General features: G+C 74.0%; 22 protein-coding genes. 13 read left to right on the forward strand and 9 right to left on the reverse strand.

The genetic code is table 11. From position 1 onward, the window contains the following. Window positions 1–51: 51 nt before the first annotated feature. Together BKA00_RS15465 and BKA00_RS15470 are read left to right on the forward strand one after the other, a co-directional pair. Window positions 52–852 carry an ABC transporter ATP-binding protein gene (locus BKA00_RS15465; RefSeq protein WP_185025687.1) on the forward strand — a complete coding sequence of 267 codons (801 nt, stop codon included), beginning with the start codon at window positions 52–54 and terminating at the stop codon, window positions 850–852. 6 nt (window positions 853–858) lie between these two features. After that, window positions 859–2,139, forward strand: a complete 1,281-nt coding sequence (locus BKA00_RS15470; RefSeq protein WP_230299219.1) for a flavin-dependent oxidoreductase — start codon at window positions 859–861, stop codon at window positions 2,137–2,139. 103 nt (window positions 2,140–2,242) lie between these two features. On the opposite strand, the gene BKA00_RS15475 is transcribed toward BKA00_RS15470, so the two are convergent. The 5 genes from BKA00_RS15475 to BKA00_RS15495 all read right to left on the reverse strand — a co-directional run bounded on the left by BKA00_RS15475 (window position 2,243) and on the right by BKA00_RS15495 (window position 9,236). Further along, entirely contained in the window at window positions 2,243–3,934 is a 1,692-nt protein-coding gene (locus tag BKA00_RS15475) for a bifunctional 3'-5' exonuclease/DNA polymerase (RefSeq protein WP_185025689.1), read from the reverse strand. Window positions 3,935–4,241: 307 nt separating this feature from the next. Beyond that, window positions 4,242–4,742 carry a DUF4234 domain-containing protein gene (locus BKA00_RS15480; protein ID WP_185025691.1) on the reverse strand — a complete coding sequence of 167 codons (501 nt, stop codon included), beginning with the start codon at window positions 4,740–4,742 and terminating at the stop codon, window positions 4,242–4,244. Window positions 4,743–4,896: 154 nt separating this feature from the next. Continuing rightward, window positions 4,897–6,411 (reverse strand): metallophosphoesterase family protein, encoded by a 1,515-nt coding sequence (locus BKA00_RS15485; protein WP_185025693.1) that lies wholly within the window; start codon window positions 6,409–6,411, stop codon window positions 4,897–4,899. Window positions 6,412–6,738: 327 nt separating this feature from the next. Continuing rightward, window positions 6,739–7,641, reverse strand: coding sequence for a diacylglycerol kinase family protein (locus tag BKA00_RS40455; protein ID WP_230299220.1), 903 nt, complete (start codon window positions 7,639–7,641; stop codon window positions 6,739–6,741). Between the two features lie 5 nt (window positions 7,642–7,646). Further along, entirely contained in the window at window positions 7,647–9,236 is a 1,590-nt protein-coding gene (locus BKA00_RS15495; protein ID WP_185034265.1) for an FAD-binding oxidoreductase, read from the reverse strand. A 64-nt stretch (window positions 9,237–9,300) separates the two neighbouring features. Here BKA00_RS15495 and BKA00_RS15500 point away from each other — a divergent pair, with 64 nt between their 5' ends. The 4 genes from BKA00_RS15500 (at window position 9,301) to BKA00_RS15515 (ending at window position 12,931) form a co-directional block, all read left to right on the forward strand. Then, entirely contained in the window at window positions 9,301–9,909 is a 609-nt protein-coding gene (locus BKA00_RS15500; protein WP_185025694.1) for a TetR/AcrR family transcriptional regulator, read from the forward strand. Then, entirely contained in the window at window positions 9,906–11,471 is a 1,566-nt protein-coding gene (locus BKA00_RS15505) for a glycerol-3-phosphate dehydrogenase/oxidase (RefSeq protein ID WP_230299221.1), read from the forward strand. The genes BKA00_RS15500 and BKA00_RS15505 overlap by 4 nt, the downstream gene beginning before the upstream one ends. 62 nt (window positions 11,472–11,533) lie before the next feature. Beyond that, window positions 11,534–12,448: a sucrase ferredoxin gene (locus BKA00_RS15510; RefSeq protein WP_185025696.1), complete on the forward strand. Its 915-nt coding sequence runs from the start codon at window positions 11,534–11,536 to the stop codon at window positions 12,446–12,448. Window positions 12,449–12,634: 186 nt separating this feature from the next. Next, entirely contained in the window at window positions 12,635–12,931 is a 297-nt protein-coding gene (locus tag BKA00_RS15515) for a WhiB family transcriptional regulator (protein ID WP_075901375.1), read from the forward strand. A gap of 283 nt (window positions 12,932–13,214) precedes the next feature. On the opposite strand, the gene BKA00_RS15520 is transcribed toward BKA00_RS15515, so the two are convergent. Genes BKA00_RS15520 through BKA00_RS15530 form a run of 3 tightly spaced genes read right to left on the reverse strand, consistent with a single transcriptional unit; the run spans window position 13,215 to window position 16,107 of the window. Continuing rightward, entirely contained in the window at window positions 13,215–13,949 is a 735-nt protein-coding gene (locus BKA00_RS15520; protein ID WP_185025698.1) for a phosphoribosyltransferase, read from the reverse strand. A 37-nt stretch (window positions 13,950–13,986) separates the two neighbouring features. Next, window positions 13,987–15,015 (reverse strand): phosphotriesterase family protein, encoded by a 1,029-nt coding sequence (locus BKA00_RS15525; protein ID WP_185025700.1) that lies wholly within the window; start codon window positions 15,013–15,015, stop codon window positions 13,987–13,989. 39 nt (window positions 15,016–15,054) lie between these two features. Beyond that, entirely contained in the window at window positions 15,055–16,107 is a 1,053-nt protein-coding gene (locus BKA00_RS15530) for a YihY/virulence factor BrkB family protein (RefSeq protein ID WP_230299222.1), read from the reverse strand. Window positions 16,108–16,350: 243 nt separating this feature from the next. On the opposite strand from BKA00_RS15530, the gene BKA00_RS15535 reads away from it, so the two are divergent. The 6 genes from BKA00_RS15535 (at window position 16,351) to BKA00_RS15560 (ending at window position 20,358) form a co-directional block, all read left to right on the forward strand. Continuing rightward, a complete protein-coding gene (locus BKA00_RS15535; protein ID WP_185025703.1) occupies window positions 16,351–16,524 on the forward strand; it encodes a hypothetical protein in 174 nt (57 codons plus the stop codon). A gap of 287 nt (window positions 16,525–16,811) precedes the next feature. Then, window positions 16,812–18,464, forward strand: a complete 1,653-nt coding sequence (locus BKA00_RS15540; RefSeq protein ID WP_276530158.1) for a nitrite/sulfite reductase — start codon at window positions 16,812–16,814, stop codon at window positions 18,462–18,464. Window positions 18,465–18,480: 16 nt separating this feature from the next. Beyond that, a complete protein-coding gene (locus BKA00_RS15545; protein WP_185025707.1) occupies window positions 18,481–18,651 on the forward strand; it encodes an Insertion element protein in 171 nt (56 codons plus the stop codon). Then, window positions 18,648–19,358 carry a phosphoadenylyl-sulfate reductase gene (locus BKA00_RS15550; protein ID WP_185025709.1) on the forward strand — a complete coding sequence of 237 codons (711 nt, stop codon included), beginning with the start codon at window positions 18,648–18,650 and terminating at the stop codon, window positions 19,356–19,358. Before BKA00_RS15545 ends, BKA00_RS15550 begins: the two co-directional genes overlap by 4 nt. A gap of 8 nt (window positions 19,359–19,366) precedes the next feature. Continuing rightward, window positions 19,367–20,101, forward strand: coding sequence for a sirohydrochlorin chelatase (locus tag BKA00_RS15555; protein WP_185034269.1), 735 nt, complete (start codon window positions 19,367–19,369; stop codon window positions 20,099–20,101). Between the two features lie 41 nt (window positions 20,102–20,142). After that, window positions 20,143–20,358, forward strand: coding sequence for a hypothetical protein (locus BKA00_RS15560; protein ID WP_185025711.1), 216 nt, complete (start codon window positions 20,143–20,145; stop codon window positions 20,356–20,358). A gap of 12 nt (window positions 20,359–20,370) precedes the next feature. Here the strand turns inward: BKA00_RS15560 and BKA00_RS15565 are convergent, their stop codons facing one another. Beyond that, a complete protein-coding gene (locus BKA00_RS15565) occupies window positions 20,371–21,162 on the reverse strand; it encodes a DUF1707 SHOCT-like domain-containing protein (protein WP_221493167.1) in 792 nt (263 codons plus the stop codon). 168 nt (window positions 21,163–21,330) lie between these two features. Here BKA00_RS15565 and BKA00_RS15570 point away from each other — a divergent pair, with 168 nt between their 5' ends. Next, window positions 21,331–22,956 (forward strand): acyl-CoA dehydrogenase family protein, encoded by a 1,626-nt coding sequence (locus BKA00_RS15570; protein ID WP_185025713.1) that lies wholly within the window; start codon window positions 21,331–21,333, stop codon window positions 22,954–22,956. Window positions 22,957–23,215 lie beyond the last annotated feature (259 nt).

Below are 23,215 nucleotides of genomic sequence, written 5' to 3' on the forward strand. Positions count from 1 at the left end.
GAGAATCCGACCGACGACACCCGAGACGCACACACAGAAAAGGCGGCCGCGATGCTCGAGATAACCGGCCTCACCCATTCCTACGCCGACGGCCACGTGGCCCTCGACGGCCTGGACCTGCGCGTCCCGGACGGCGAGCTGGTCAGCATCGTGGGCCCGTCCGGCTGCGGCAAGTCCACCCTGCTGCGCTGCATCGCCGGGCTGATCCGCCCGACCGGCGGGACCCTGGCGCTGCACGGCACCCCGATCGACGGGGTTCCGGGCGACCTCGCCGTGGTGTTCCAGGACTACAGCCGGTCACTGTTCCCCTGGCTGACCGTCCGCGACAACGTGGCGCTGCCGCTGCGCCGGCGCGGGAAGTCGCGGCAGGAGCGGCGCGAGGCGGCGCAGGAGGCGCTGGAGTCGGTGGGGCTGCCGGACGCGGGCCGCAAGTACCCCTGGCAGCTGTCCGGCGGCATGCAGCAGCGCGTGTCGATCGCGCGGGCCCTGGCCTACCGCCCCTCCCTGATGCTGATGGACGAGCCGTTCGGTTCCGTCGACGCGCAGACGCGGGAGGACCTGGAGGACCTGGTCCTGGAGGTCCACCGGACGCAGAAGATGACGATCCTGCTGGTCACCCACGACATCGACGAGAGCGTCTACGTCGGCGACCGGGTCGTCGTGCTGAACCGGTCCCCCGCCCGGGTGCACGCCGACCTGCCGGTGGACCTGCCGGCCGCCCGCGACCAGATCGAGACCCGGGGCCTTCCGGAGTTCGTCCGGCTCCGGGCCGAGGTGGGACGGCTCGTCCGAGGCGGCGCCAAGGTGCCGGGCGCCGCGCCGGCGGTTTCGGGCGCCGCGCCCGAGAAGTAGGGGGAAATGATGCGCGTACTCGTCGTCGGAGCCGGGATCGGCGGGCTCACGACCGCGTTGAGCCTGCACCGGGCGGGCATCGAGGCGCTCGTCGTCGACGCCGCCGCCCGGCTGCGGCCCCTCGGCGTCGGCATCAACCTGCTGCCCCACGCCGTCCGGGAGCTGACCGAGCTGGGCCTCGGCGGGGAGCTGGCCGAGCTCGGCGTCCCCACCGCCGAGATGGTGCACTTCGACCGGTACGGGGGCCGGATCTGGGGCGACCCGCGCGGGCGCGCGCTGGGATACACCTGGCCGCAGTACTCGATCCATCGCGGCGAGCTTCAGATGCTGCTCCTCGACACCGTGCGGGCGCGGCTCGGCGAGGGCGCCGTCCGCACCGGCACGCTCTTCGAGGGGTTCGAGCAGGACGGCGACACGGTGAGGGCACGCCTCCTCGACCGCGCGTCCGGCACCGCCGAGACCGTTTCGGCGGACGTGCTGGTCGGCGCGGACGGCCTGCACTCGGCCGTCCGGGCGCAGCTGTACCCGGACGAGGGCGCGCCGCTGTGGAACGGCATCCGCATGTGGCGCGGCCTCACCGAGGGGGAGCCGTTCCTGACCGGGCGGACCCTCGCCGTCGCGGGCAGCAACGCCGCCGCCAAGATGGTCGTCTACCCGATCTCGATGCGCGCCGAGCGCCGGGGCAGGGCGCTGCTGAACTGGGTCGCCGAGGTGCGCGTCCCGGGCGACCCGCGCAGCGGCGCCGCGGACTGGAACCGGGCCGGGCGCCTGGAGGACGTGCTGCCGCACTTCGCCGACTGGCGGTTCGGCTGGCTGGACGTCCCGGCGCTGCTCGCCGGCGCGGAGCGCATCCTGGAGTACCCGATGGTCGACCGGGACCCCGTCGGTCGCTGGACGTTCGGCCGGGTCACCCTGCTCGGCGACGCCGCCCACCCGATGTACCCCATCGGCTCCAACGGCGGCTCGCAGGCGGTGCTCGACGCCCGGATCCTGGCGTACCGGCTGGCCACGGCCGCGACCCCCGCGGAGGGCCTCCTCGGGTACGAGCAGGAGCGCCTGGAGGCGGCCAACGCCGTCGTGCTCGCCTGCCGGGACATGCCCGCCGAACGCGTCCTGCGGCTCGTCGCCGAGCGGGCGCCGCACGGTTTCGCGGCCATCGAGGACGTCCTGTCCCCCGAGGAGCTGGCCGGCATCACCGGCGCCTACCTCCGGACGTCCTTCACCGATGTCGAGGCCCTCAACACCCGCTCGTCCTACACGCCCACGGGCGAGGCCTCCCCCGCCTGAGCCCCGTCAGCAGGCGGCGAGGGCGGCCGGCCGCGCGCTCATGGCGCGGGCGGCCCGCTCGTAGAGAGACGAATCGCCATGGAGGAGGGCGCGCGCCGGGCGCTCACTTGGCGTCGGCGTAGCGGCCGACGACCGCGATCTCCATCGGGAAGACGACCGGGGTGTCGCCGAACAGCAGCCCGCGCGCCTCCAGCGCGGCGTCGCGCACCGCGCCCGCGACCTCCTCGGCCAGGTCGGCGGGCGTGTGCACGATGACCTCGTCGTGCTGGAAGAACACCAGGCGGGGCGGGCCGATCCCGGTGAGGCGGCGGCGCAGGGAGCCGAGGAGCGCGAGCGCCCAGTCGGCGGCGGTGGCCTGGACGACGAAGTTGCGGGTGAAGCGGCCCCGCCCGCGCAGCGCCTGGGCCGCCGTGGCGCCCCGGGGCCCCGGGGCGGCGTCGTCGTCGCCCGCCGACGTCAGCTCGCGCCACCCGGCCGAGGGCGGCGGGCACGTGCGGCCGAGGCGGGACCGCACGAGCAGTCCGCGCTCCCCCGCCCGCGCGGCGGCCTCCACGTACTCGAACGCCTGCGGGAACCGGCTCTTCAGGACGGCGAGGAGCTGCACCGCGTCCCCCGTCCCTCCCCCGTACATGGCGGAGAGGAGGGCGATCTTGGCCTTGTCGCGGGCGGTCCGCCCGCCGTCGGCGTCGTCGCGGAAGGCGTCCGACAAGGCCGCGTAGAGGTCGCCGTGCGCGGCGGCCTCGGAGAACGCGCGGTCGCCCGCGAGCGCCGCCAGCACCCGGGGTTCGAGCTGCGCCGCGTCGGCGACGACCAGGGCCCAGCCGGGATCGGCGACGACGGCCTGGCGCAGCACGCGCGGGATCTGGAGGGCCCCGCCGCCGCTCGTCGCCCACCGCCCGGACACCACGCCGCCGACGACGTACTCGGGACGGAACCGGCCGCCGCTCACCCACGTATCGAGCCACGTCCAGCCGTGCGCGGCGTGCAGCCGCGCCAGCTCCTTGTACTCCAGCAGCAGGGGCACGGCGGGGTGGTCGACCTGCCTGAGGACGTACGCCCGCGTGGACGCGATCGGCAGCCCCGCCGAGGCGAACGCCCGGATGATCTGCGCCGGGGAGTCGGGGTTGACGTGGACGCGCGGCCCGAACGCGGCGCTGATGCGGTCGGCGAGGTCCTGGAGCCGGCGGGGCCGCAGGCCGCCCGTGGGGCGCGGCCCGAGCATCTCGGTGAGCAGCGCGTCGTGCTCGTCCGCCGACCAGGGCAGCCCGTCGTGCGCCATCTCGGCGGCCACCAGCGATCCGGCCGACTCGGCCGCCGCGAGCAGCGCGAACCCGCCCAGCCCGGCGATGGCGCGCTGCTGCTCGGCGTGCACCGCGACGATCTGGCCGAGGTCGTCGGCGGATTCCTCCCGCCCGGCGGCGTCGTCGAACAGCGACGGCTGCGCGGCGTCCTCCCGGGGCGGCGGCGGATCGGCCGGAACGGGCTCCCCGCGCAGCCGCGCCCACGCCGCCCGGACCGAGCGCGGCTCCCCGTACCGTCCGGCATGGCCGAGCAGGAGGCTCTCGACGAGTTCGAGGTCGTGGCAGCGCGCCACCCGCACGCCCGCCTCCAGCAGCCGGGGATAGAGCCGCGCGGTGGACGGCCACACCCAGCGCGGCGCCGACCCACGCTCCCGCTCGGCGATGGCCGAGACCAGGTCGGGAACCTCCTCGACGGGCCCCGCGGGCGAACCGTCCTCGGCCACCGCCCGCAGCGCACCCCCAGGCCCGCCCCCGGCCGCGACCGCGATCCTCACCCGCCCATTCTGACCCCGCCCACCGACAAACCGGTTTCCGCACAAAGCGAAGACCCCTCCGCGACGAAGTCGCGGAGGGGTCGAGCTCGATCCGGATCAGCAGGCCAGGGCCGCGGCCCGCTGCTCAACACAGCGTTCGAAGCTCAGGCGGCGACGACCTCCACCATGCGATCGCGTCCGAAGGCAGTTTCGAGCGAAGCAAGAAACTGATCGCGAAGCGAGCCGCAAGGCGAGACGCAGCGATGCCAGCGATCGCCGCCTTTATCGACGATGGAGGGCCGCTAGGCCCGAAGGAGGAGAAAAAGGCCTAGGCAGCGAGAGAGACCTGCTGGCCTGCCGGGGTGTCGCCGTAGCGGTCGGTGACCTTGTTCAGCTGGAGCTGGTAGTACAGGACGCCGAAGCCGAAGATGCCGAGCAGGAAGCCCATGCCGCCGCTGCAGCTCGGCTGGAGGCCGGCCGCGCGCTGGGCCTGGGCGATGCGCCCGCCGAGCTTGACCCACATGACGAGCGGCCAGATGCCGAGGGTGATGCCGCCGAACAGCATGGACAGCAGCGCGTTGGTGGCGGCGTTGTCGATGCGGCGGTCGTACTGGTGCAGCTCGTCGTGGACCTTGAAGAACCAGACGAGCCCGTAGATGCCGAAGGTGATGATCGGCAGCCCGAGCCAGGCGCCGACCGGGTTGCGGCGCTTCATGTTGAGGCCGGTGCCGACGGCGGCCGGCGCCTGGTGCTGCGCGGGTGCGGGCGCGTAGCCGCCCTGGTATGCCTGCTGCTGGTGCTGGCCCTGACCCTGCTGGGGGTGACTCATGGAAAAGCTCTCCTGAAGGACGCGGTCGTTTTCCGGCCGACCGTCCGTTACCGTTCACCGGTTGGTGAGCCACGACTGTAACGGCATCGGGGCACGTCGCGGGGCAAGATCACCCACTTTCGCACCATGACTGGCAGATCATCCAAACCGGTCGTCAGCGCAGCGGGATCGTCACCTCGTCCTCGCACGGCGGTGACGTCTCGTGGTCGCCGCATCCCGTCGCGGCGAAGCAACGGATGCGCAGACGCGTCTCCGTCACGTCCAAGCGGAGGAAGCTCTTGAAGAACGGCGGCCGGTCCCAGTCGGCTAGCTCCGACCGGAACCGCTGCGGCACCCTCCGCACGGGGAGCCGCAGGAACCGGGGGCGGGCGCGGCCGTTGCGCGGCACGCCGAGGACGGCGGCGACGAAGCGCGCGCGGCGCGACGCCGCGGGGCCTCGGTACCCGCGCCCCGGCTTGATCCCGAGCCGGTGCTCGACGGCGGCGGTGGCCTCCTCGGGGGTGAGCTCGAAGAACCCCGGGAGCCGCAGCCACCGGCCGTACAGCTTGCTGTAGCGCGACAGGGAGTCGCCGCGCAGCGGGTAGCAGCGGAACTCGTCCTCCTCCACCACCCGGGTCCGCGGGATGATGTGGGTCGCGTGCATGAAGGCGCCGCCGCCGCCCGAGACGATGTACTGGATCGTCCGGCCGTCGCCGGTCCGCACCGGGTAGCGCTGGTAGTTGTGGATGTCGCCGCCGATCGCGGCCACGTAGTGGTGCGCCGGGTCCTGGACGATCTCGTCGACCGTCCCGCCGCCCTCGATCGCCCCGGGACGGTGGCCGTCGTCCACGTACAGCGGCTTTCCGGTCACCAGCAGCTTGGGTTTCGGTCCTCCGGACACCTCCCGGAGCCAGCGCCCCTGGTCGCGGTCGAGCCGGCCGGTGATCCCGGTGTCGATGCCGATGATGCGCAGCGCGGGGGTGTCGATCGCCCAGTACGGCCCCGGTTGCGCGGCCTGCTGGCCGGGCGCGCCCCGGTACAGGCGGCGGGCCTCGGCGAGCGCCTGCGCGTCGACGGCTCCGGAGTGGCGCCAGAGGCGGCGCGGGATGAAGGCGAGCGGGCCGCGCCACGGGGGCGGCGAGCAGTTCTCGTCCAGGCCGCAGAAGACGTGCAGGAAGCCCCGGAGGCCGTCGTACCAGTCGTGGTTGCCGGGAACGGCGTAGATGGGGGCGGGGTAGTCCTTGTACGGGCGGAAGAACTTCTCGGGGTAGTGCTCCGCGTCGCCGGTCGGGTAGATCACGTCACTGGCAATGATCATGAAGTCGGTGCCCTCGGCCGCGTGCAGCAGCGGCGGGACCACCGCGTACTGCGACCGGTCCCCCTCGCCGGGGTCGCCGACCAGCGCGAAGGAGAACTCCGGCGCCGGGCGGTGCACGGTGAAGGCGGCCGGGGTGCCGCGCTCGCGCAGGGACGCCACGCAGCGGCGGCGGATCGCGTTCGCCGGGTCGCCGAACAGGCGGGCCAGCACGTCGTTGCGCGAACGCCAGAGCACCGAGGGGCGGCGCCAGGAGAAGTCGGGGACGCGGTCGGGGAGCAGCTCGTGGAAGCTTCCCCGCCTGCCGCAGGCCCAGCCGGCGCCTTCCTCGGAGGTGCGCGAGTTGTCGGGTCCGGGGGGGACCTCGGCAGACACAGGATGCCTCCGGGCGGTGAGGGGTTGCTCACAGCCTTTACGGAGGCGGTCACGCCGTCAAGGCGACACGACGCCAGGAAGCAGACACTTCGTCAGGCGAGCGTGGTTGACGCCGGCGCCACCCCCAGGGACGCCGACGCCACCACGACGAGGGGGCCTGCGGTCATCATGAGTCCCCCCAGAACGGCGAGCAGTGCAGTCGCCTTCTCATGATGCCTCCACAGACAACCCCAAGGTCCCGTAGCGGGACGTAACCGACGCTATCCGGAGAGCCGTAATGGGGGCGTAAACCGCCCTAAACGCCCCGCAAAACATCGGCGCGGGCAGTCACGGCGCCAGGACGCGCAGCGCGCCCGGCATCACCCGCGCGGTGACCGGGAGCGTCCCGGGGAGTTCGCCGTCCGCGCCGTACGGCAGCGTCCTGCCGGACCCGCCGGCGAGCTCGATGCGGACCTCGCGGCCGCGCAGGACCTCCACCTCGGGCCGCCGGACGTGCGTCCCGGCCTCCAGCTCCCGCATGACGGCGAAGAACAGCGTCCGCGGCGCCCTGCGGATCAGCACGACGTCGAGCAGGCCGTCGTCGACGCGCGCGTCGGGGGCGATGTGCTTGCCGAACCCGTAGTAGCCGGAGTTGGCGGCGACGACGGTGTAGCCCTCCCGCCGGTACCGCTCGCCGTCCACGGTGATCAGGTAGTCGGCGTGCCGCCACGAGGCGATCGCGCGCAGCGCCCCGACGTAGTAGGCGGCCGAGCCGCGCAGCAGCCGCGTCCTGTTGGCGTTGTCGTTGGCGACCGCGTCCACGCCCGCGTAGACGCTGCCGAGCACGGCCGTCCCGTTGGCGTCGATGGCGTCCACGGCGCGCGGCTCGCCCTCCAGCAAAAGCGGGGCGAGCCGCTCCGGGTCGGACGGGACGCCGAGCTGGCGCGCGAAGTCGTTGCCCCGGCCCGCGGGGACGATCCCGAAGAGGGCGCCCGTCCCGGCCAGGGCCCCGCCGACGCGGCCGACCAGGCCGTCCCCGCCGACGCCGAGCACCACCCGGCCCGCCTCGGCGGCGGCGCGGGCGGCGTCGGCGGCGTGCCCCATCCCGCGGCTGTACTCGACGTCGACCTCGGCGCCCGCGTCGCGCAGCAGCCGGGCGAGCGGCATCAGGCACGAGGCGGACGCGCCGCCCGCCGCCGGGTTGACGATCGCGGTGAACGCGCGCCCGCCGCTCACTTCTCTTCCGCGCACGGAGCTCACTCCCTTCCCGCGGGCGGGACCAGGACGCCCGGGTTCAGGATCCCGGCGGGATCGACCCGGTCCTTGACGGCGCGCAGCACGGCGGCGCCGAGCGGCCCGATCTCCCGGGCGTACCAGTCGCGGTGGTCGGTGCCCACCCCGTGATGGTGGCTGATCGTGCCGCCCCGGGCGAGGATCGCGTCGCAGGCCGCGCGCTTGGCGGCGGCCCAGTGCCCGAGGGGCTCCTCGCCCTGCGCGGACACGACCGTGAAGTAGAGCGACGCGCCGGTCGGGTACACGTGCGAGATGTGGCACATCACCAGCGGCGGCGTCCCGGCGCCCGACAGCGTTGCGATCAGGGCCTGCCGGACGGCCTCGTACAGCGCGGGGACGTCCGACCAGAAGGCGGCGGTCTCCAGCGTCTCGACGAAGGCGCCGGCGTCCAGGAGGGAGTCGCGCAGGTAGGGGGCGTTGAAGCGGCCGTGCTCCCACTTCTCCCCCGGCCCGGCGCCGAGCGGCTCGCCGCCCGCCTCCCGCAGCGCCTGCGCGGCCCGGGCGCGCCGGTCGGCGACGAGGGCGGGCGCGCCCTCGAACCCGAGGACGGCCAGGGCCCCGGCCGACGAGGAGTCCTCCCCGATCGCCGCCGGGTCGGCCAGCCCGACCATGGTCTCGGTCTCGTCCGACAGCCGCAGGACCGCGGGGAGGGGGCCGTCCTGGGCCAGGCGCCGCAGTGCGGCGGCGCCCTGGTCGAAGGAGGCGAACCGCCAGCCCTCGTACTCCCTGGCCTCCGGGACGGGATGCACCCGCACCCGCACGGAGGTGATGACGCCGAGGGCGCCCTCCGAGCCGAGGACGAGCTGCCGCAGGTCGGGCCCGGCGGCCGACTTCGGCGCCCGCCCGAGGTCGAGCGTCCCCTCGGGGGTGGCCGCGGTGAGGCCGACGACCATGTCGTCGAACCGCCCGTACCCGGCGGACGCCTGCCCGCTCGACCGGGCCGCCGCGAACCCCCCGATCGACGCCCACTCGTAGGACTGCGGGAAGTGCCCGAGCGTGTAGCCGCGCTCGTTGAGCAGCGCCTCCGCCGCGGGGGCGCGCAGCCCGGGCTGCAGGACGGCCGTCCGGGAGACCTCGTCGAGCTCGACGAGCCGGTCCATGCGGCGCAGGTCGAGGGCGACGAAGCGATCCGCGCCCTCCGGCGCCAGCCCGCCGACGACCGAGGTGCCGCCGCCGAACGGGACGACCGCGATCCGCCGCTCGGCGCACGCATCCAGCACCGCGAGCACCTCGCCGTGGTCACCGGGCAGCACCACCGCGTCCGGCGCGTCGGCGGCGTCGCCGGCCCGGATGCGCAGCAGGTCGGGGGTGGACTTGCCGCGCGTGTGGCGGAGCCGCGCCTCGGTGTCGGCGCGGACGTTCCCGTCCCCCACGACGGCGGCGAGCACGGTCAGGTCGTCCCCCGACAGCCGGGGCTCGGCGACCCGGACGCCGGTCAGCGCGGCCGCCGGCTCCGCGGCGGGCCGCACGCCGAGCAGGTCGCGCAGCAGGCCGACCACCGGCCCGGGCAGCGGTGCCGCCTTCGCCGGGTCGCCCCAGCCGCTCCACAGCATGTCGCGCGTCTCCACGCCCGCCTCCCTCGCCGCCCCGGTCCTCTGGTGGCTTACACTGTGACACATGACGTCGAATCGTCACAACAGGGTGGCGGCGCGGACCGCCGACGACACCGTGCTGGACGCCGCGCGCGACTGCGTGCTCGCGGTCGGGGTGCGGCGCACGACGCTGACCGACATCGCGCGGCGGGCCGGCGTCTCGCGCATGACGCTCTACCGGCGCTGGCCGGACGTCCGCACCATCGTCGCCGACCTGATGACCCGCGAGTGGACCGGCATCGGCGAGGCGCTGCGGCCCCCCGACGACGGCCGCCCCGTCCGGCCCCGGCTGGTGGACGGCCTGGTCACCGGCGTGCGGACGTTCCGCGACCACCCGCTGCTCCGCAAGATCATCGAGGTCGACCCGGAGCTGCTGCTGCCCTACCTGCTGGACCGCTGCGGCGCCAGCCAGCGGGCCTTCCTCGCGGGGTTCGAGGAGTCGATCTCCGCCGGCCAGCGGGACGGCACGATCCGGGCGGGCAGCCCCGCGCTCCAGGCCCGCGCGCTCCTGCTGGTCGTCCAGTCCTTCGGGCTCTCCGCGCAGATCATGATCGACGCTCAGGAGCCCGGGGTGGACGCCGGCGCCCTCGACGCCGAACTCCGCCACATCCTGGAGAGGATGCTCGCACCGTGAACGCAGCCGGAGCCGACCCCCGGACCTCCCTCAACGCCGCGCGCCGGGAGCGCGAGCTCGCCGAACTCCCCGGCGAGGCGGTGGACGTGCTGGTCGTCGGCCTCGGCGCCACCGGGGCGGGCGCCGCGCTGGACGCCGCGTCCCGCGGGCTGTCCGTCGTCGCGGTCGACGCCCACGACCTGGCGTTCGGCACCTCGCGCTGGAGCTCCAAGCTGATCCACGGCGGGCTGCGCTACCTGGCGTCCGGGCAGGTGGACGTCGCGCACGAGAGCGCGGTCGAGCGCGGCGCGCTGCTGCTGCGCACCGCCCCGCACCTGGTGCGGGCGCAGCCGTTCGTGCTGCCGCTGACCCCGCTGGTGTCCCGCTCGCAGGCGCTGCTGGCCGGTGCCGGCATGCGCGCCGGGGACCTGCTGCGGCTCGCCGCCCGCACCCCGCGGTCGGTCCTGCCGGGCCCCCGCCGGCTGTCGGCGGTCGAGACGCTCCGGCTCGCGCCCGCCCTGCGCCCCCACGGCCTGCGCGGCGGGCTGCTGTCGTGGGACGGGCAGCTCGCCGACGACGCCCGCCTCGTCACCGCGCTCGCCCGGACCGCCGCCGGGCACGGCGCCCGGATCCTCACCCGCTGCCGCGCGGTCGCGCTGGCCGGCGACGGCGCGCTCGTCCGGGACGAGCTCACCGGCCGCGAGATCACCGTGCGGGCGCGCGCGGTGGTGAACGCGGCGGGGGTGTGGGCGGGCGGCCTGGTGGACGGGGTGCGGCTGCGCCCGTCGCGCGGCACCCACCTGGTGCTGCGGGCCGAGTCGCTGCGCGGGCTCACCGCCGCGATGCACGTCCCCATCCCGGGCGCGGGCAACCGGTTCGTGCTGGTGCTCCCGCAGGGCGACGGCCGCGTGTACGTCGGCCTCACCGACGAGCCGGCGGAGGGCTCCGTCCCGGACGTGCCGGAGCCGACCGAGGGGGAGATCGGCTTCCTGCTCGACGTCCTGGACTCGGCGCTGGACGTCCCGGTGCGGCGCGCCGACGTGGCCGGCGCGTACGCGGGCCTGCGGCCCCTGCTGGACCTCGGGCGCGGGGGCGACACCGCCGACATCTCCCGCCGGCACGCCGTCCTGACGTCCGGGGACGGCGTCGTGACGATCGTCGGCGGCAAGCTGACCACCTACCGGCGCATGGCCGAGGACGCCGTGGACGCGGCCGTGCGCGTACGCGGCCTGGCCGCCGGACCGTGCCGCACCGCGCGGCTGCCCCTGGTCGGCGCGGCTCCGCGCCCCCGGCTGGACGCGCTGGACGCGCCCGCCCGGCTCGTCCGGCGGTACGGCGCCGAGGCGCCGCTGCTGGCCGCGCTCGGCAGGCGGGACCCGGCCCTGCTGGAGCCGGTCGTCCCCGGGCTGCCGGTGACCGGCGCGGAGCTTGCCTGGGGCGTGCTGCACGAGGGGGCCCTCGACGCGGGCGACCTTCTGGACCGGCGCACCCGGATCGGCCTCGTGGCGGCCGACCGGGAGGCCGCCCTGCCCGCCGCGGAAGCGGTCCTCGCCAACCCGCCTGGTTTGGCCGTCGCGCCTTAGGTTACCCTTACCTAATCGATTTCAGCTCGACGGGGACGAACGATGATCGGCGGGGGTACTGCGTGACGCGCGGCAGAAGCTGCGGACACTGCCCGGGGAGCCACACCGGCGAGCGGCCGTGCCTGGCGACCGCGACCGTGAAGGCGGGCGCCTGGCTGCTCATCGAGCACCCGGGCCCCTGGCCCGAGCGCGTCGAGGACCTCGCCGGCCCGGGACCGGTCGCCGACGCCGTGCGGGCGGCGAAGAAGGCGGGCGTCCGGCCGCAGCTGATCCGCCGCCCGGGCCGCCGCCGCGCCACCCCGCCCGTCCAGGTCTACGCCGGGTCCTCCCGCGGGGGCGACGCCTGGATCGAGGGGCGCGAGCTGGCCGATCCGGCCGAGCTGGCGGCGCTCGACCTGGACGCGCTCGCGGAAGGGCGGTCTCCCGGGCTCGGTGAGCGGGTGGCCGAGCCGGTCCTGCTGGTCTGCACGCACGGGCGCCGCAACGCCTGCTGCGCCCGCACCGGCGCGCCGCTGGCCCGTTTTCTCGCGACGCGTTTCGACCGCCTCATCTGGGAAACCACCCATGTCGGCGGTGACCGATTTGCGGCGAATTTGGTATGTCTTCCCCACGGATTCTCCTACGGCGACCTCGACGAAGCGGAGGCGAACGCGGCCGCGGACGCCTACCTGCGGGGCGAGGTCGCCCTTCCCAGGCTGCGCGGACGGACGGGACTCCCCGAGCCCGCGCAGGCGGCGGAGCACTTCGTCCGCGCGCACACGGGGCGCCTCGGGGTGGACGACGTGACCGTGGCGTCGATCACTGGAATCCCCGGAACAACCCGGCACGAAGCGGTTGTTCTCCTGAAGCGGAGCCGTTACCGGGTCGTCGTCGAAGCCGTCCGGCAGCCCGACCCGTGCGGGACCGACTGCGGCGAGAACCAGAGAACCTACGTTGTTAGGGAACTCACCCTTCTCAACGAGGCGGCCCTCGTGTAATCTCTCTGAGGCCCCATTCGAGGGCTTCACTGTCGCACGTCCCCAGGTTTCCGGAGCAACCGGACGGGGAACAGAGCGGCAACTCCAGACGTTGGAACATTCGGCGCTTCTCTGACTCTTGTCATCCGAAGTACGTCGAGCGTCCATGTCCCGAATTTGTTCGAAACCAATCAAGGTGGGTGTTCCATGGCTCAGGTACGTCGGCAGGCAAACCTCCCTCGTCCCAGCTGGGGCTGGCAGGACGCCGCGGCGTGCCGGGGGGAAGACCTCGTCCTCTTCTTCGGCCCCGACGGCGAGCGCCAGCCCGAGCGCGAGATCCGCGAGCGCAAGGCCAAGCAGATCTGCATGGGCTGCCCGGTCCGTACGGACTGCCTGGACTACGCGGTGTCCCGGCCCGAGAAGTACGGCACCTGGGGCGGCCTGAACGAGGACGAGCGCGCGTCCGAGCGCCGTCGCCGCATGCGTCGCGCCAACGCCGCCTGAGCGAAGGCACAGGTCGCCGAAACGCTCCCATCGCGATCCCCGGCACGCCACCTAAAACGTCACGGCCCCGCTCAGCGGGGCCGTTTGCGTTGCCCGGGCCCGGTCCATCCCGACCGGGCCCGGGTTCTTTCGTCACATCTGCGTCACAACACGGCCGCATCGTTCACGACATTACGGCGGGCCGCCCTTTTACCGCACCCGCCCCGCCGATGCGGCCATTTCCCGAAAACTCGCGAACACCATTCAGTCCCGGTCTCCGCCGGCGCGCGCCCGGCTCCGCGGCTCACTCCCGGCCGGGGTCCCCGGGCCCGCCCGGCGCCTCGCCGCCCGCCCGCGCGGAGCGCCGCAACCAGGCCGTCACATCGGCGTCGCCGAGCTGTTCGAAGTCCCGGTACCACTGCCCCACGGCGCGGAAGTCCCAGGGCGCGACCGGCACCACCAGATCGTCCACCTCCGCCTCCAGGCTCCGGACGGTCTCGGCGGCGCCCACCGGCACCGCGAGGACCAGCCGGGACGGTCCGCGCCCGCGCACCGCCCGCACGGCCGCGCGGGCGGTGCCGCCGGTCGCGAGCCCGTCGTCCACCACGATCACCGGCCTCCCGGCGACCCGCGGCAGCGGACGGCCGCCCCGGTAGGCCGCGACCCGGCGGTCCAGCTCGGCGCGCTCGGCCTCCACGGTGGGGGCCAGGTCGTCCTCGCTGAGCCCGAGGCGGACGAGCAGGCCGTCGTCGAACACCGGGGCTCCGCCCTCGGCGATCGCGCCGACGCCGAGCTCCGGCTGCGGCGGATAACCGATCTTGCGGGTCACCAGCACGTCGAGCGGCGCCCGGAGGTGCCGCGCGATCTCATGGCCGACGGGGACGCCGCCGCGCGGCAGCGCGAGGACCACGGCCCCCTCCAGCCCCATCGTGGCGAGCCGTGCCGCGAGCACCCGGCCCGCCTCGGCGCGGTCAGTGTAGGGGAGCCGGACGGTTCCGGGCCGCCGGGCGCCCCGGCCCGCGGACCTGTTCCAGGGCATCGGGCGCACCCCCTTCCCTGGGGGTCCCCCTACCCGCTCAGGAACCGGTGAGCCACCGCAGCGGGTTGTCGTGCAGGATCGCGCCGAGGGTCGCCTCGTCGGCGCCGGCGGCGCGCAGCGCGGGCAGGAACGTCTCGAACAGGTACCCGAACCCGGCGCCGCCGTAGCGGGCGACCTGGGCCATCCGCGCGACCCCGGTGCTCAGCAGCACCCGGTCGGCGTGCCCGGCCTCCAGCAGGTCCAGGACGCGGCGGACGCGGGCGCCGACGGCGGCGGCGTCCTCCCCGGCGAGGCCGAGGGTGCCGAACGAGACGTAGCCGCCCGACTCGGCGATCTTGCGGTGCTGGGCGGGGTCGTCCACCCGGTCCTGCTGCCCCACCGCCACGCGCTCGGGGGCCAGCCCGGCGGAGGTGAGGATCTCCAGCTGGGCGAGGCCCGCGCGCCCGTAGGTCGCGACCGAGAGCCCGGAGTAGCGGGCGGCCTGGGCGGCGGCGCGCAGGCACAGCTCCTCGTTCTCCGTCGGCGCCTCGCCCCAGGCGCCGATCTCGCCGATGACGCCGGGCAGCGAGTTCGTGCCGTCCATGCCGAAGCCGACCTCGGCGAGCAGCCGCTCCGCGAGCCGGTCGACCGCCGACGGGCCCGAGTAGCCGCCCCCGGGCGGCCCGGCCTCGAATCCGGGGGCCGCGGAGGCCGCCCCGGCGGCGAGGACCTCGCGGACGAACGGGGGGTGGAACGGCTCGGTGAACACGCCCGTCCCGGCCACCACGGCGACCCGGGCGCCGGCGCTGATGCGGGCGAGCGCGGCGGCGTTGCGCCCCATGCCCGAGCAGGTGAGGTCGACGACGAGGCCGAGGCCGTGGTCCTTGCGCAGGACGTTCAGCTCCCGCTGGACGGCCTTCTCCTCGTCCAGCCACCGGTACGGGTCGGAGGCGGCGAGCTGGGGGCGCGCCGGCCAGCGCAGGTCCATCTGGAGGTGCTCGTGGGAGAGCACAGGCCCGGTGATGTCGGACGTCGGGATCGTGCCGGTCACGGTCCGCAGACGGCCGGTCTCCTCACGGGGGGTCATGTCACGCGAGGTTACGACATGTTTCCCCTTTTCAGGACCTCAACCGGAGTGGTTTTTACCCGTCGCGTTCTGGTCCCCGGGCGCCTGGTCGGCCTGGGCCTCCAGCGCGGCCCGGATCCGGGCGGTGTCCCCGCTCGGCCACAGCCGGTCGATCTCGGCGTTCAGCGCGGCCCCGATCAGCACCGCGAGCGCCGCCACGTACAGCCAGGCCAGCAGCGCGATCGCGGCGGCCAGCGACCCGTAGACCGACACCCCGCTCAGCGAGCCGGCCAGGTAGATCCGCAGGACGAAGCTGCCCACGATCCAGATCAGCAGCGCCAGCGCCGCGCCGGGCGTCTGGCGCCACCAGGACGTCCGCACCGGGACGCTCATGTGGTACAGCAGCGAGAGGAAGACGATCGACAGGCCCACCACGACCGGCCAGTACAGCGCCTGGACCGCCTCGGTGCTCTCCGGCAGCGCCTGGCGGACCAGCGCGGGCCCCGCCACGATCATCGGGATCACGACGATCAGGGTCAGCAGCCCGATGAGGTAGAGCACGAACGCGCGCACCCGGGTGCGGACCACGCCGCGCACGCCCGACAGCCCGTAGGCGATCGTGATCGTGTCGACGTAGACGTTCGTCGCCCGCGACCCCGCCCACAGCGAGATCAGGAAGCTGACCGACACGATGTCGGGGCTGCCGCCCCTGATCACGTCGTCGATGAGCGGGACGACGACCGTCTTCACGGTCGGGCCGGTCAGCACCGTCTGGGCGTGCTCGATCACCCAGGCGCGAACCTCGGCGATGGTCTCGGAGCCGAACAGGCCGCGCAGGTGGCCCATCGTGCCGATGAGCCCGATGACGAGGGGCGGCATCGACAGCAGGGCGAAGAACGCCGCCTCCGCCGCCAGGCCGGTGACCCGGTAGCGGAACCCGCCGATCGCGGTGCCCTTGATCAGCGTCCAGGCGATGCCCCCGGCGGCCCGCACGTCGGCGTGCGCGCGGGCGGCCAGGCGGTCCCGCAGGCGTCGCCGGGGGCCCTCCGGGTCCTTGCCGGAGGGCGAATCCCCAGCCCGGGAGGCGCCCGCTGCGTCGGAGACGGTGGTCACACCGCCCCACCGTAGAGGGTTGCGCGCCCGGAACATGCCGCATCGCCCACTTCACTGGTCCGCTCCGCGCGTGGCGTGCCGATCGCCTCCCCCGCCCGGTCGTCCCGCGGGCCCGCCGCCCGTTCCGTGCACATCCCTTGGCCCATACCCGCTAGGACGGGACAGAACGTTCCCCGGACCATGATCATCTGCCCCCCGCCACAGAGAACCGGGCATTTGCCTTCATAGGCGACAATGGGAGACATGATCTGCCAGTCGTGCCGCGAACGCCACCACGAGGACTGCCGTGGCGGCTCCTGGTGCGACTGCCAGCACAAGCCCGGGTCCGGCGCCCCCGCGTCCGGCGCCGAGCGCCGCGCGGGCCCCCCGACCGGCGGAAGGGCCGAGCCTCCGGTGAACTGGAGGCGGCAGGGATGACGCATCTCACGTGTCCGCATGCCGGACGTAACTGGACAGTCCGCGAGACCCCGTGTCACAGTTCATGTATGAGCGCCGCGGACCCGTTGCTGGCCAAGCGTCGGCACGTCGACTTCCTCCGCGTCCGCAGCGCGATCTGTAGGTGACGCTCCGACCACGCCCCTGTACAGCCGGGCGCGTGGCGTATCGGCGTCACCTTTGACTTCATCCTGCTCAGCGTAGAGTCGGCTGCCTCAGAGCGCCGGTGCGCTACGCGTCCCTCACGACCACAGATGAGGACGCGCGCCGTGCCACCCGCGACCAAACGCAAGAAGGGCGAGGGCCAGTGGGCCCTCGGCTACCGCGAACCGCTCAACAAGAACGAAGAGAACAAGAAGAACGACGACGGGCTGAACGTCCGCCGGCGGATCATCGACATCTACTCCAAGAGCGGCTTCGACTCGATCGACCCGTCCGACCTGCGCGGCCGGTTCCGCTGGATGGGCCTGTACACCCAGCGCAAGCCCGGCATCGACGGCGGCAGGACCGGCGCGCTGGAGGACGAGGAGCTCGAGGACCGCTACTTCATGATGCGGGTGCGCATCGACGGCGGTCAGCTGAGCGGCCCCCAGCTGCGCACGATCGCGGACGTCTCCACCCGGTACGCGCGCGGCACCGCCGACATCACCGACCGCCAGAACGTCCAGCTGCACTGGGTGCGGATCGAGGACGTCCCGGCGATCTGGGAGGCCCTGGAGGCCGTCGGGCTGCACACCACGGAGGCGTGCGGCGACGTCCCGCGCGTGATCATCGGCTGCCCGCTGGCCGGGATCGCGGCCGACGAGGTGGTGGACGCGACGCCGGAGCTGCGCGAGATCCACGACCGCTTCATCGGCTCCCCGGAGTTCTCGAACCTGCCCCGCAAGTTCAAGACGGCGATGTCGGGCTGCACGTCGCACTGCACCGTCCACGAGATCAACGACATCGCGTTCACGGGCGTGGTGAACGAGGCCGGCGAGACCGGCTACCAGGTGTTCGTCGGCGGCGGGCTGTCCACCAACCCGATGTTCGCGCAGAGCCTCGGCGTCTTCGTCAAGCCCGAGCAGGCCAGCGAGGTGTGGCACGGCGTCACCTCCATCTTCCGCGACTACGGCTACCGGCGGCTGCGCAGCCGCGCCCGGCTGAAGTTCCTCGTGAAGGACTGGGGCGCCGCGAAGTTCCGCGAGGTCCTGGAGAAGGAGTACCTCGGGTACGCGCTGCCGGACGGCCCCGAGCCCGACGCGCCGCTCGCCCGCCGCGACCACGTCGGGATCCACCCGCAGAAGGACGGCTCCTACTACGTCGGCTTCGCGCCCCGGGTCGGCCGGGTGGACGGCGAACTGCTCGGCGTCATCGGCGACCTCGCCGAGCGCTACGGCTCCGGCCGGGTCCGCACGACCAACGAGCAGAAGATGGTCATCCTGGACGTCCCGGAGCGGCACACCGAGGCGCTCGCCGCCGCGCTGGCCGAGCACGACCTGCAGGTCCGGCCGTCCACGTTCCGCCGCCAGACGATGGCGTGCACGGGCATCGAGTACTGCAAGCTCGCCATCGTCGACACCAAGCAGCGCGCCATGGACCTGATCGACGAGCTGGAGAAGCGGCTCCCCGACTTCGACCAGCCGCTGTCGATCAACGTCAACGGCTGCCCGAACGCGTGCGCCCGCATCCAGGTCGCCGACATCGGGCTGAAGGGCCAGCTCGTCGTGGACGAGGACGGCGAGCAGGTCGAGGGCTTCCAGATCCACCTCGGGGGCCGGCTCGGCGCGTCGTTCGGCAAGAAGGTCCGCGGGCTGAAGACCACCTCGGCCGGGCTCACCGACTACGTCGAGCGCGTCGTCCGCAGGTTCGACGAGCAGCGGACCGGCACGGAGACGTTCGCCGAATGGGTGCACCGCGCCGACGAGGCGGACCTCAAGTGAGCGGGGCTGGTCTCGCATGAGCGAGCGGATGGCGCCGTTCCACTGCCCCTACTGCGGCGAGGAGAGCCTCGAACCCCGGGACGAGAACCCCGGGGCCTGGTTCTGCCCCGACTGCCTGCGTTCCTTCAGCCTGAAGTTCCTCGGTGTCGGCACTCCCCGCACCGCGAGCAAGGAGGTCCCCCGGTGACCCTGCTGGAGACCGACAGACCCACCCTCGACCTTCAGGACATCGTCGAGTCGGCCGCCGCCGCGCTGGAGGGCGCTCCCACGCTGGAGGTCATCCGGTGGGCGGTCGCCACGTTCGGCGACCGCATCTGCCTCACGTCCTCCATGTCGGACGCGGCCCTGATCCACCTGGTGTCGAAGGTGAAGCCGGGCATCGACGTGCTGTTCGTCGACACCGGCTACCACTTCGCCGAGACGGTCGGGACGCGCGACGCCGTCGAGGCCGTCTACCCGGTGAACGTCATCGACGTCACGCCGTCCCGGACGGTCGAGGAGCAGGAGGCCGCGCTCGGCCCGCGCCTGTACGGCCGCAACCCCGACCTGTGCTGCCACCTGCGGAAGGTGGAGCCGCTCGGCCGCGCGCTGGAGGGCTACATGGCCTGGTTCAGCGGCATCCGCCGGGACGAGACCGCCAGCCGCCGCGACCGCAGGGTCGTCGAGTGGGACCGCAAGCGCGGCATGGTCAAGGTGAACCCGATCCTGGGCTGGACCCAGGAGGACATGGACAACTACATCGAGGACAACGGGGTTCTCGTCAACCCGCTGCACTACGACGGCTACCCCTCCATCGGCTGCGCGCCGTGCACCCGCCCGGTCGCGCCCGGCGAGGACCCGCGCAGCGGCCGGTGGGCCGGGATGGGCAAGACCGAGTGCGGCATCCACCTGTGAGCGCCCCGATGGTCGCGGTGGCGCACGGCAGCCGGGACCCCCGCGCCGCCGCGACCGTCGCCGCGCTGCTCGACGCCGTCCGGGCGCGCCGCCCGGACGTGCCCGTCCACGCCTCGTTCCTGGACCACGCGCCGCCCGCACCCGACCGGGTGCTGGACGGCCTGGCCGGGGACGGCGCGGGCGAGGCGGTCGTGCTGCCCCTGCTGCTCACCGCGGCCTACCACAGCAAGACCGACATCCCGGGCGTGCTGAACCGGGTGCGCGGCCGGCACCCGCGGCTCGTCCTGCGCACGGCGGGCACGCTGGGCCCGCACCCGCTGCTGCTGGACGCCCTGGAGCGGCGCCTGGCCGAGGCGGGCGTGGCGCCCGGCGACCCGGACACGGCGGTCGTGCTCGCCTCGGCGGGCTCCGGCGACGCGTCCGCCAACGCCGTGATCGCGCGGCTGGCGCGGCGGTGGCGCTCGCGCGGCTGGCGCGACGTGATCCCGGCGTACGCGACGGCGGCCCGCCCGGCGCCGGCCGAGGCGGTGCGCTCCCTGCTCGCCGCGGGCGCGCCGCGCGTCGCGGTGGCGTCCTACATCCTCGCGCCGGGCCACTTCGCCGACAAGGTCCGCCGGGAGTCCCTGGCCGCCGGTGCCGCCGCGGTCTCCCCCGCCCTCGGCGCGGCGCCGGAGGTCGCCGACCTGGTCGTCCGCCGCTACACCGGGGCGCTGGAGGACTCCCGCGCCGCGGCCGCGGTCTGACCGCGCGTTCGAGGCGCCGGTCGCCGGGTATGCGGGCGGCCATGACGCGCGAAGAGACCGGCCACGAGCCCGAGAAGACCGACGACCGCCGCTTCGCCCCGGTGAACGAGCGTTCCGACGCCCGCGGCCGCACCGTCCCGGACGGGGAGGAGACCAGCGGAACCGGAACCCCCGGAGTGAAGTACGAACACCCCGACACACTGCCGCCGAACGAGGAGGGCGTCGAAGACGCCGAGGCGCACGATGACAGCCGCTGACCCCGCGGCCCGCTAGTGGCGGTCCTTCCACCAGTTGGTGAGGGCCTGCCGGAGCGGGCCGTGGTGCTCGTCGTCGACGATCTTGATGTCGCCCATCACGGCGGTCGCGGTGACGCGCACGACGGGGACGCGGGCGCCGGGGTGGGGGTCGCGGACCGCCACCCGCCGGTCGCCGAGGAAGTTGTGCCCGGTCAGCACGACGCTGACGCCGTCCGGAACGATGATCTTGACGTCGCCCATCACGGCGGTCACGCAGATGCGCACCTCGCCGGTCGGGACCTGGGCGCCGCGCAGGTCGAGCTCGACGTCGCCCATCACCGACACGGCCTCCAGCGGCCCGTCGATGCGGCCGACGATGCGCTCCTTGCAGTCCCCCATGACCGCGCTGAACCTGCGCTTGACCTGCACGGGCGCGGGGTTGGCGCCGGGCGCGCCCATGCCGGGCAGGTCGGCGGTGATGCGTTCGAGGTCGCCCCAGGTGGCGGCCGCGTAGGCGGCCTCGGTGCGTTCGGTCAGCTCCTCGAAGGTGAGCCGTCCCTCCACCGACGCGATCCGCAGCCGCTCCACGACGGCCTCGCGCTCGGCGTCGGACGCCCGCACCGGGCCGGAGCCCCGCCCGGCGCCGGCACCCCGCGCGGCATCGGCCGCCCGTGTGGCGTCGGCGGCCCGCCCGGAGCCGGGCGCCCGCCCGGTCTCGGGCGCGGCCGTCACGTCGACCGGCTCGGTGACGGGGCCGCCGTCCCGCCGCCGCTCCAGCGGGCGGCGCGGGGCGTTCCGCTCGGGCTGCGGACCGGACTGACTCATGATTTCGACGGTATGCCCCCGGCGGCGCGGGACAATCCGCCGCGCGGACGAGATCGCCCCACCACCTGAGGAGGATGGACGTCCTGCCACCCCACAGGCATGATCATCCCGATGCCCGAACCGCGTTCTGTATTCTGCGGGTCGACGGCGTGAACGTTGGGAGAGCACATGACGCACGAGGTGTTCAACCAGGTCCCCCCGCTCGCCGGGCACGACGTGTCCGACGAGGCGGCCCTGCTGGACGGGCTGCACCGCGAAGGCGCCGGGTGGGCCGAGGCCGAGGTGCGCGAGCTCGGCCGCCTCGCCGGTACCGAGCGGGCCCAGGAGTGGGGGCGCCTCGCCAACGAGCACCCGCCCGTCCTGCGCACCCACGACCGCTGCGGGCACCGGATCGACGAGGTCGAGTTCCACCCGGCGTGGCACGAGCTGATGACCGTCGCGGTGACGCACGGCCTGCACGGCTCGGCCTGGACGGACCCCCGCGAGGGCGCCCACGTCGCCCGCGCCGCGAAGTTCTACACCTGGCGCGTCGACGCGGGCCACGGCTGCCCCGTGTCGATGACCTACGCCGCCGTCCCCGCGCTGCGGCAGTCCCCGGAACTGGCCGCGCTCTACGAGCCGCTCCTGGCCAGGCCGGAGTACGACTTCGGGCTGCGGCCCCCGCTCACCAAGACCGCGCTCCTCGCCGGCATGTCCATGACCGAGAAGCAGGGCGGCTCCGACGTCCGCGCCAACACCACCACGGCCGCGCCCCAGCCGGACGGGACGTACCGGCTCGTCGGCCACAAGTGGTTCACCAGCGCCCCGATGTGCGACGTGTTCCTCACCCTCGCCCAGGCGCCCGGCGGGCTGACCTGCTTCCTCGTCCCCCGCGTCCTGCCGGACGGCGGCCTCAACCCGCTGCGCCTGATGCGCCTGAAGGACAAGCTCGGCAACCGGTCCAACGCCTCCTCCGAGGTGGAGTACGACGAGGCCGTCGCGTGGCGGGTCGGGGACGAGGGCCGCGGCGTCCGCACCATCATCGAGATGGTCAACATGACCCGGCTGGACTGCGTGATCGGCGCCGCCTCCGGGATGCGCCTCGGCGTCACCACCGCCGCGAGCCACGCCGCGCACCGCTCGGCGTTCGGCCGGCCCCTGATCGACCAGCCGCTGATGCGCAACGTCCTGGCCGACCTCGCGATCGAGTCCGAGGCCGCCACGACCACGATGCTGCGCCTCGCGGGCGCCACCGACCGCTCGGTGCGCGGCAGCGAGTCCGAGACCGCCTTCAAGCGCCTCGGCCTCGCGGTCAGCAAGTACTGGATCTGCAAGCGCTGGCCCGCGCACGCCGCCGAGGCCCTCGAATGCCTGGGCGGCAACGGCTACGTCGAGGACTCCGGAATGCCCCGCCTCTTCCGCGAGTCCCCGTTGAACTCCATCTGGGAGGGCTCCGGCAACGTCGCGGCGCTCGATCTCCTCCGCGCAACGCTCCGCGAACCGCAAACGCTAGAGGCGTTCTTCGACGAAGTAGCCCTCTCCCAAGGAGCCGACAAGCGCCTGGACGCGGCCATCAGGGAGACCAAGGAAAGCTTCGCCGACACGTCCACAATCGAGTACCGCGCCCGCCGAGTAGCCGAAAACCTGGCGCTAGTCCTCCAGGCATCGCTGCTGGTCAGGCACGGTCACCCGGCCGTCGCCGACGCTTTCTGCGCGACCCGTCTTGGCGGCGACTGGGGCGGCGCGTTCGGCACGCTTCCGCCAGGCTTGGACGTCGCCCCGATCATCGACCGCGCCACCCCGAAAGTCGCCTGAGCCCCCACTCAAGCTCAGGCCTCCAGACCCCGCCTGGCTGCCACACCGACCCGGCCATGACCCGCTCCGAGCAAGATCATCCGTTAACGTACCCGTTAGTAGGCAGCCGCCGCCGCGTCACACTAGTAGTGCTGGTGCAGCCTCGTGCCGCCAGATGCTCGGCTACGTCCGTCCAGTCACGCCCGTGCGCATCCCCGTTCCTCGCCCGCCGGACTGAGGGAGGAAACATCCGGGTTCCGGCATGCCTACACAGACCTGA

Origin of the sequence: Actinomadura coerulea, assembly GCF_014208105.1 — a bacterium.
GTDB lineage: Bacteria > Actinomycetota > Actinomycetes > Streptosporangiales > Streptosporangiaceae > Spirillospora > Spirillospora coerulea.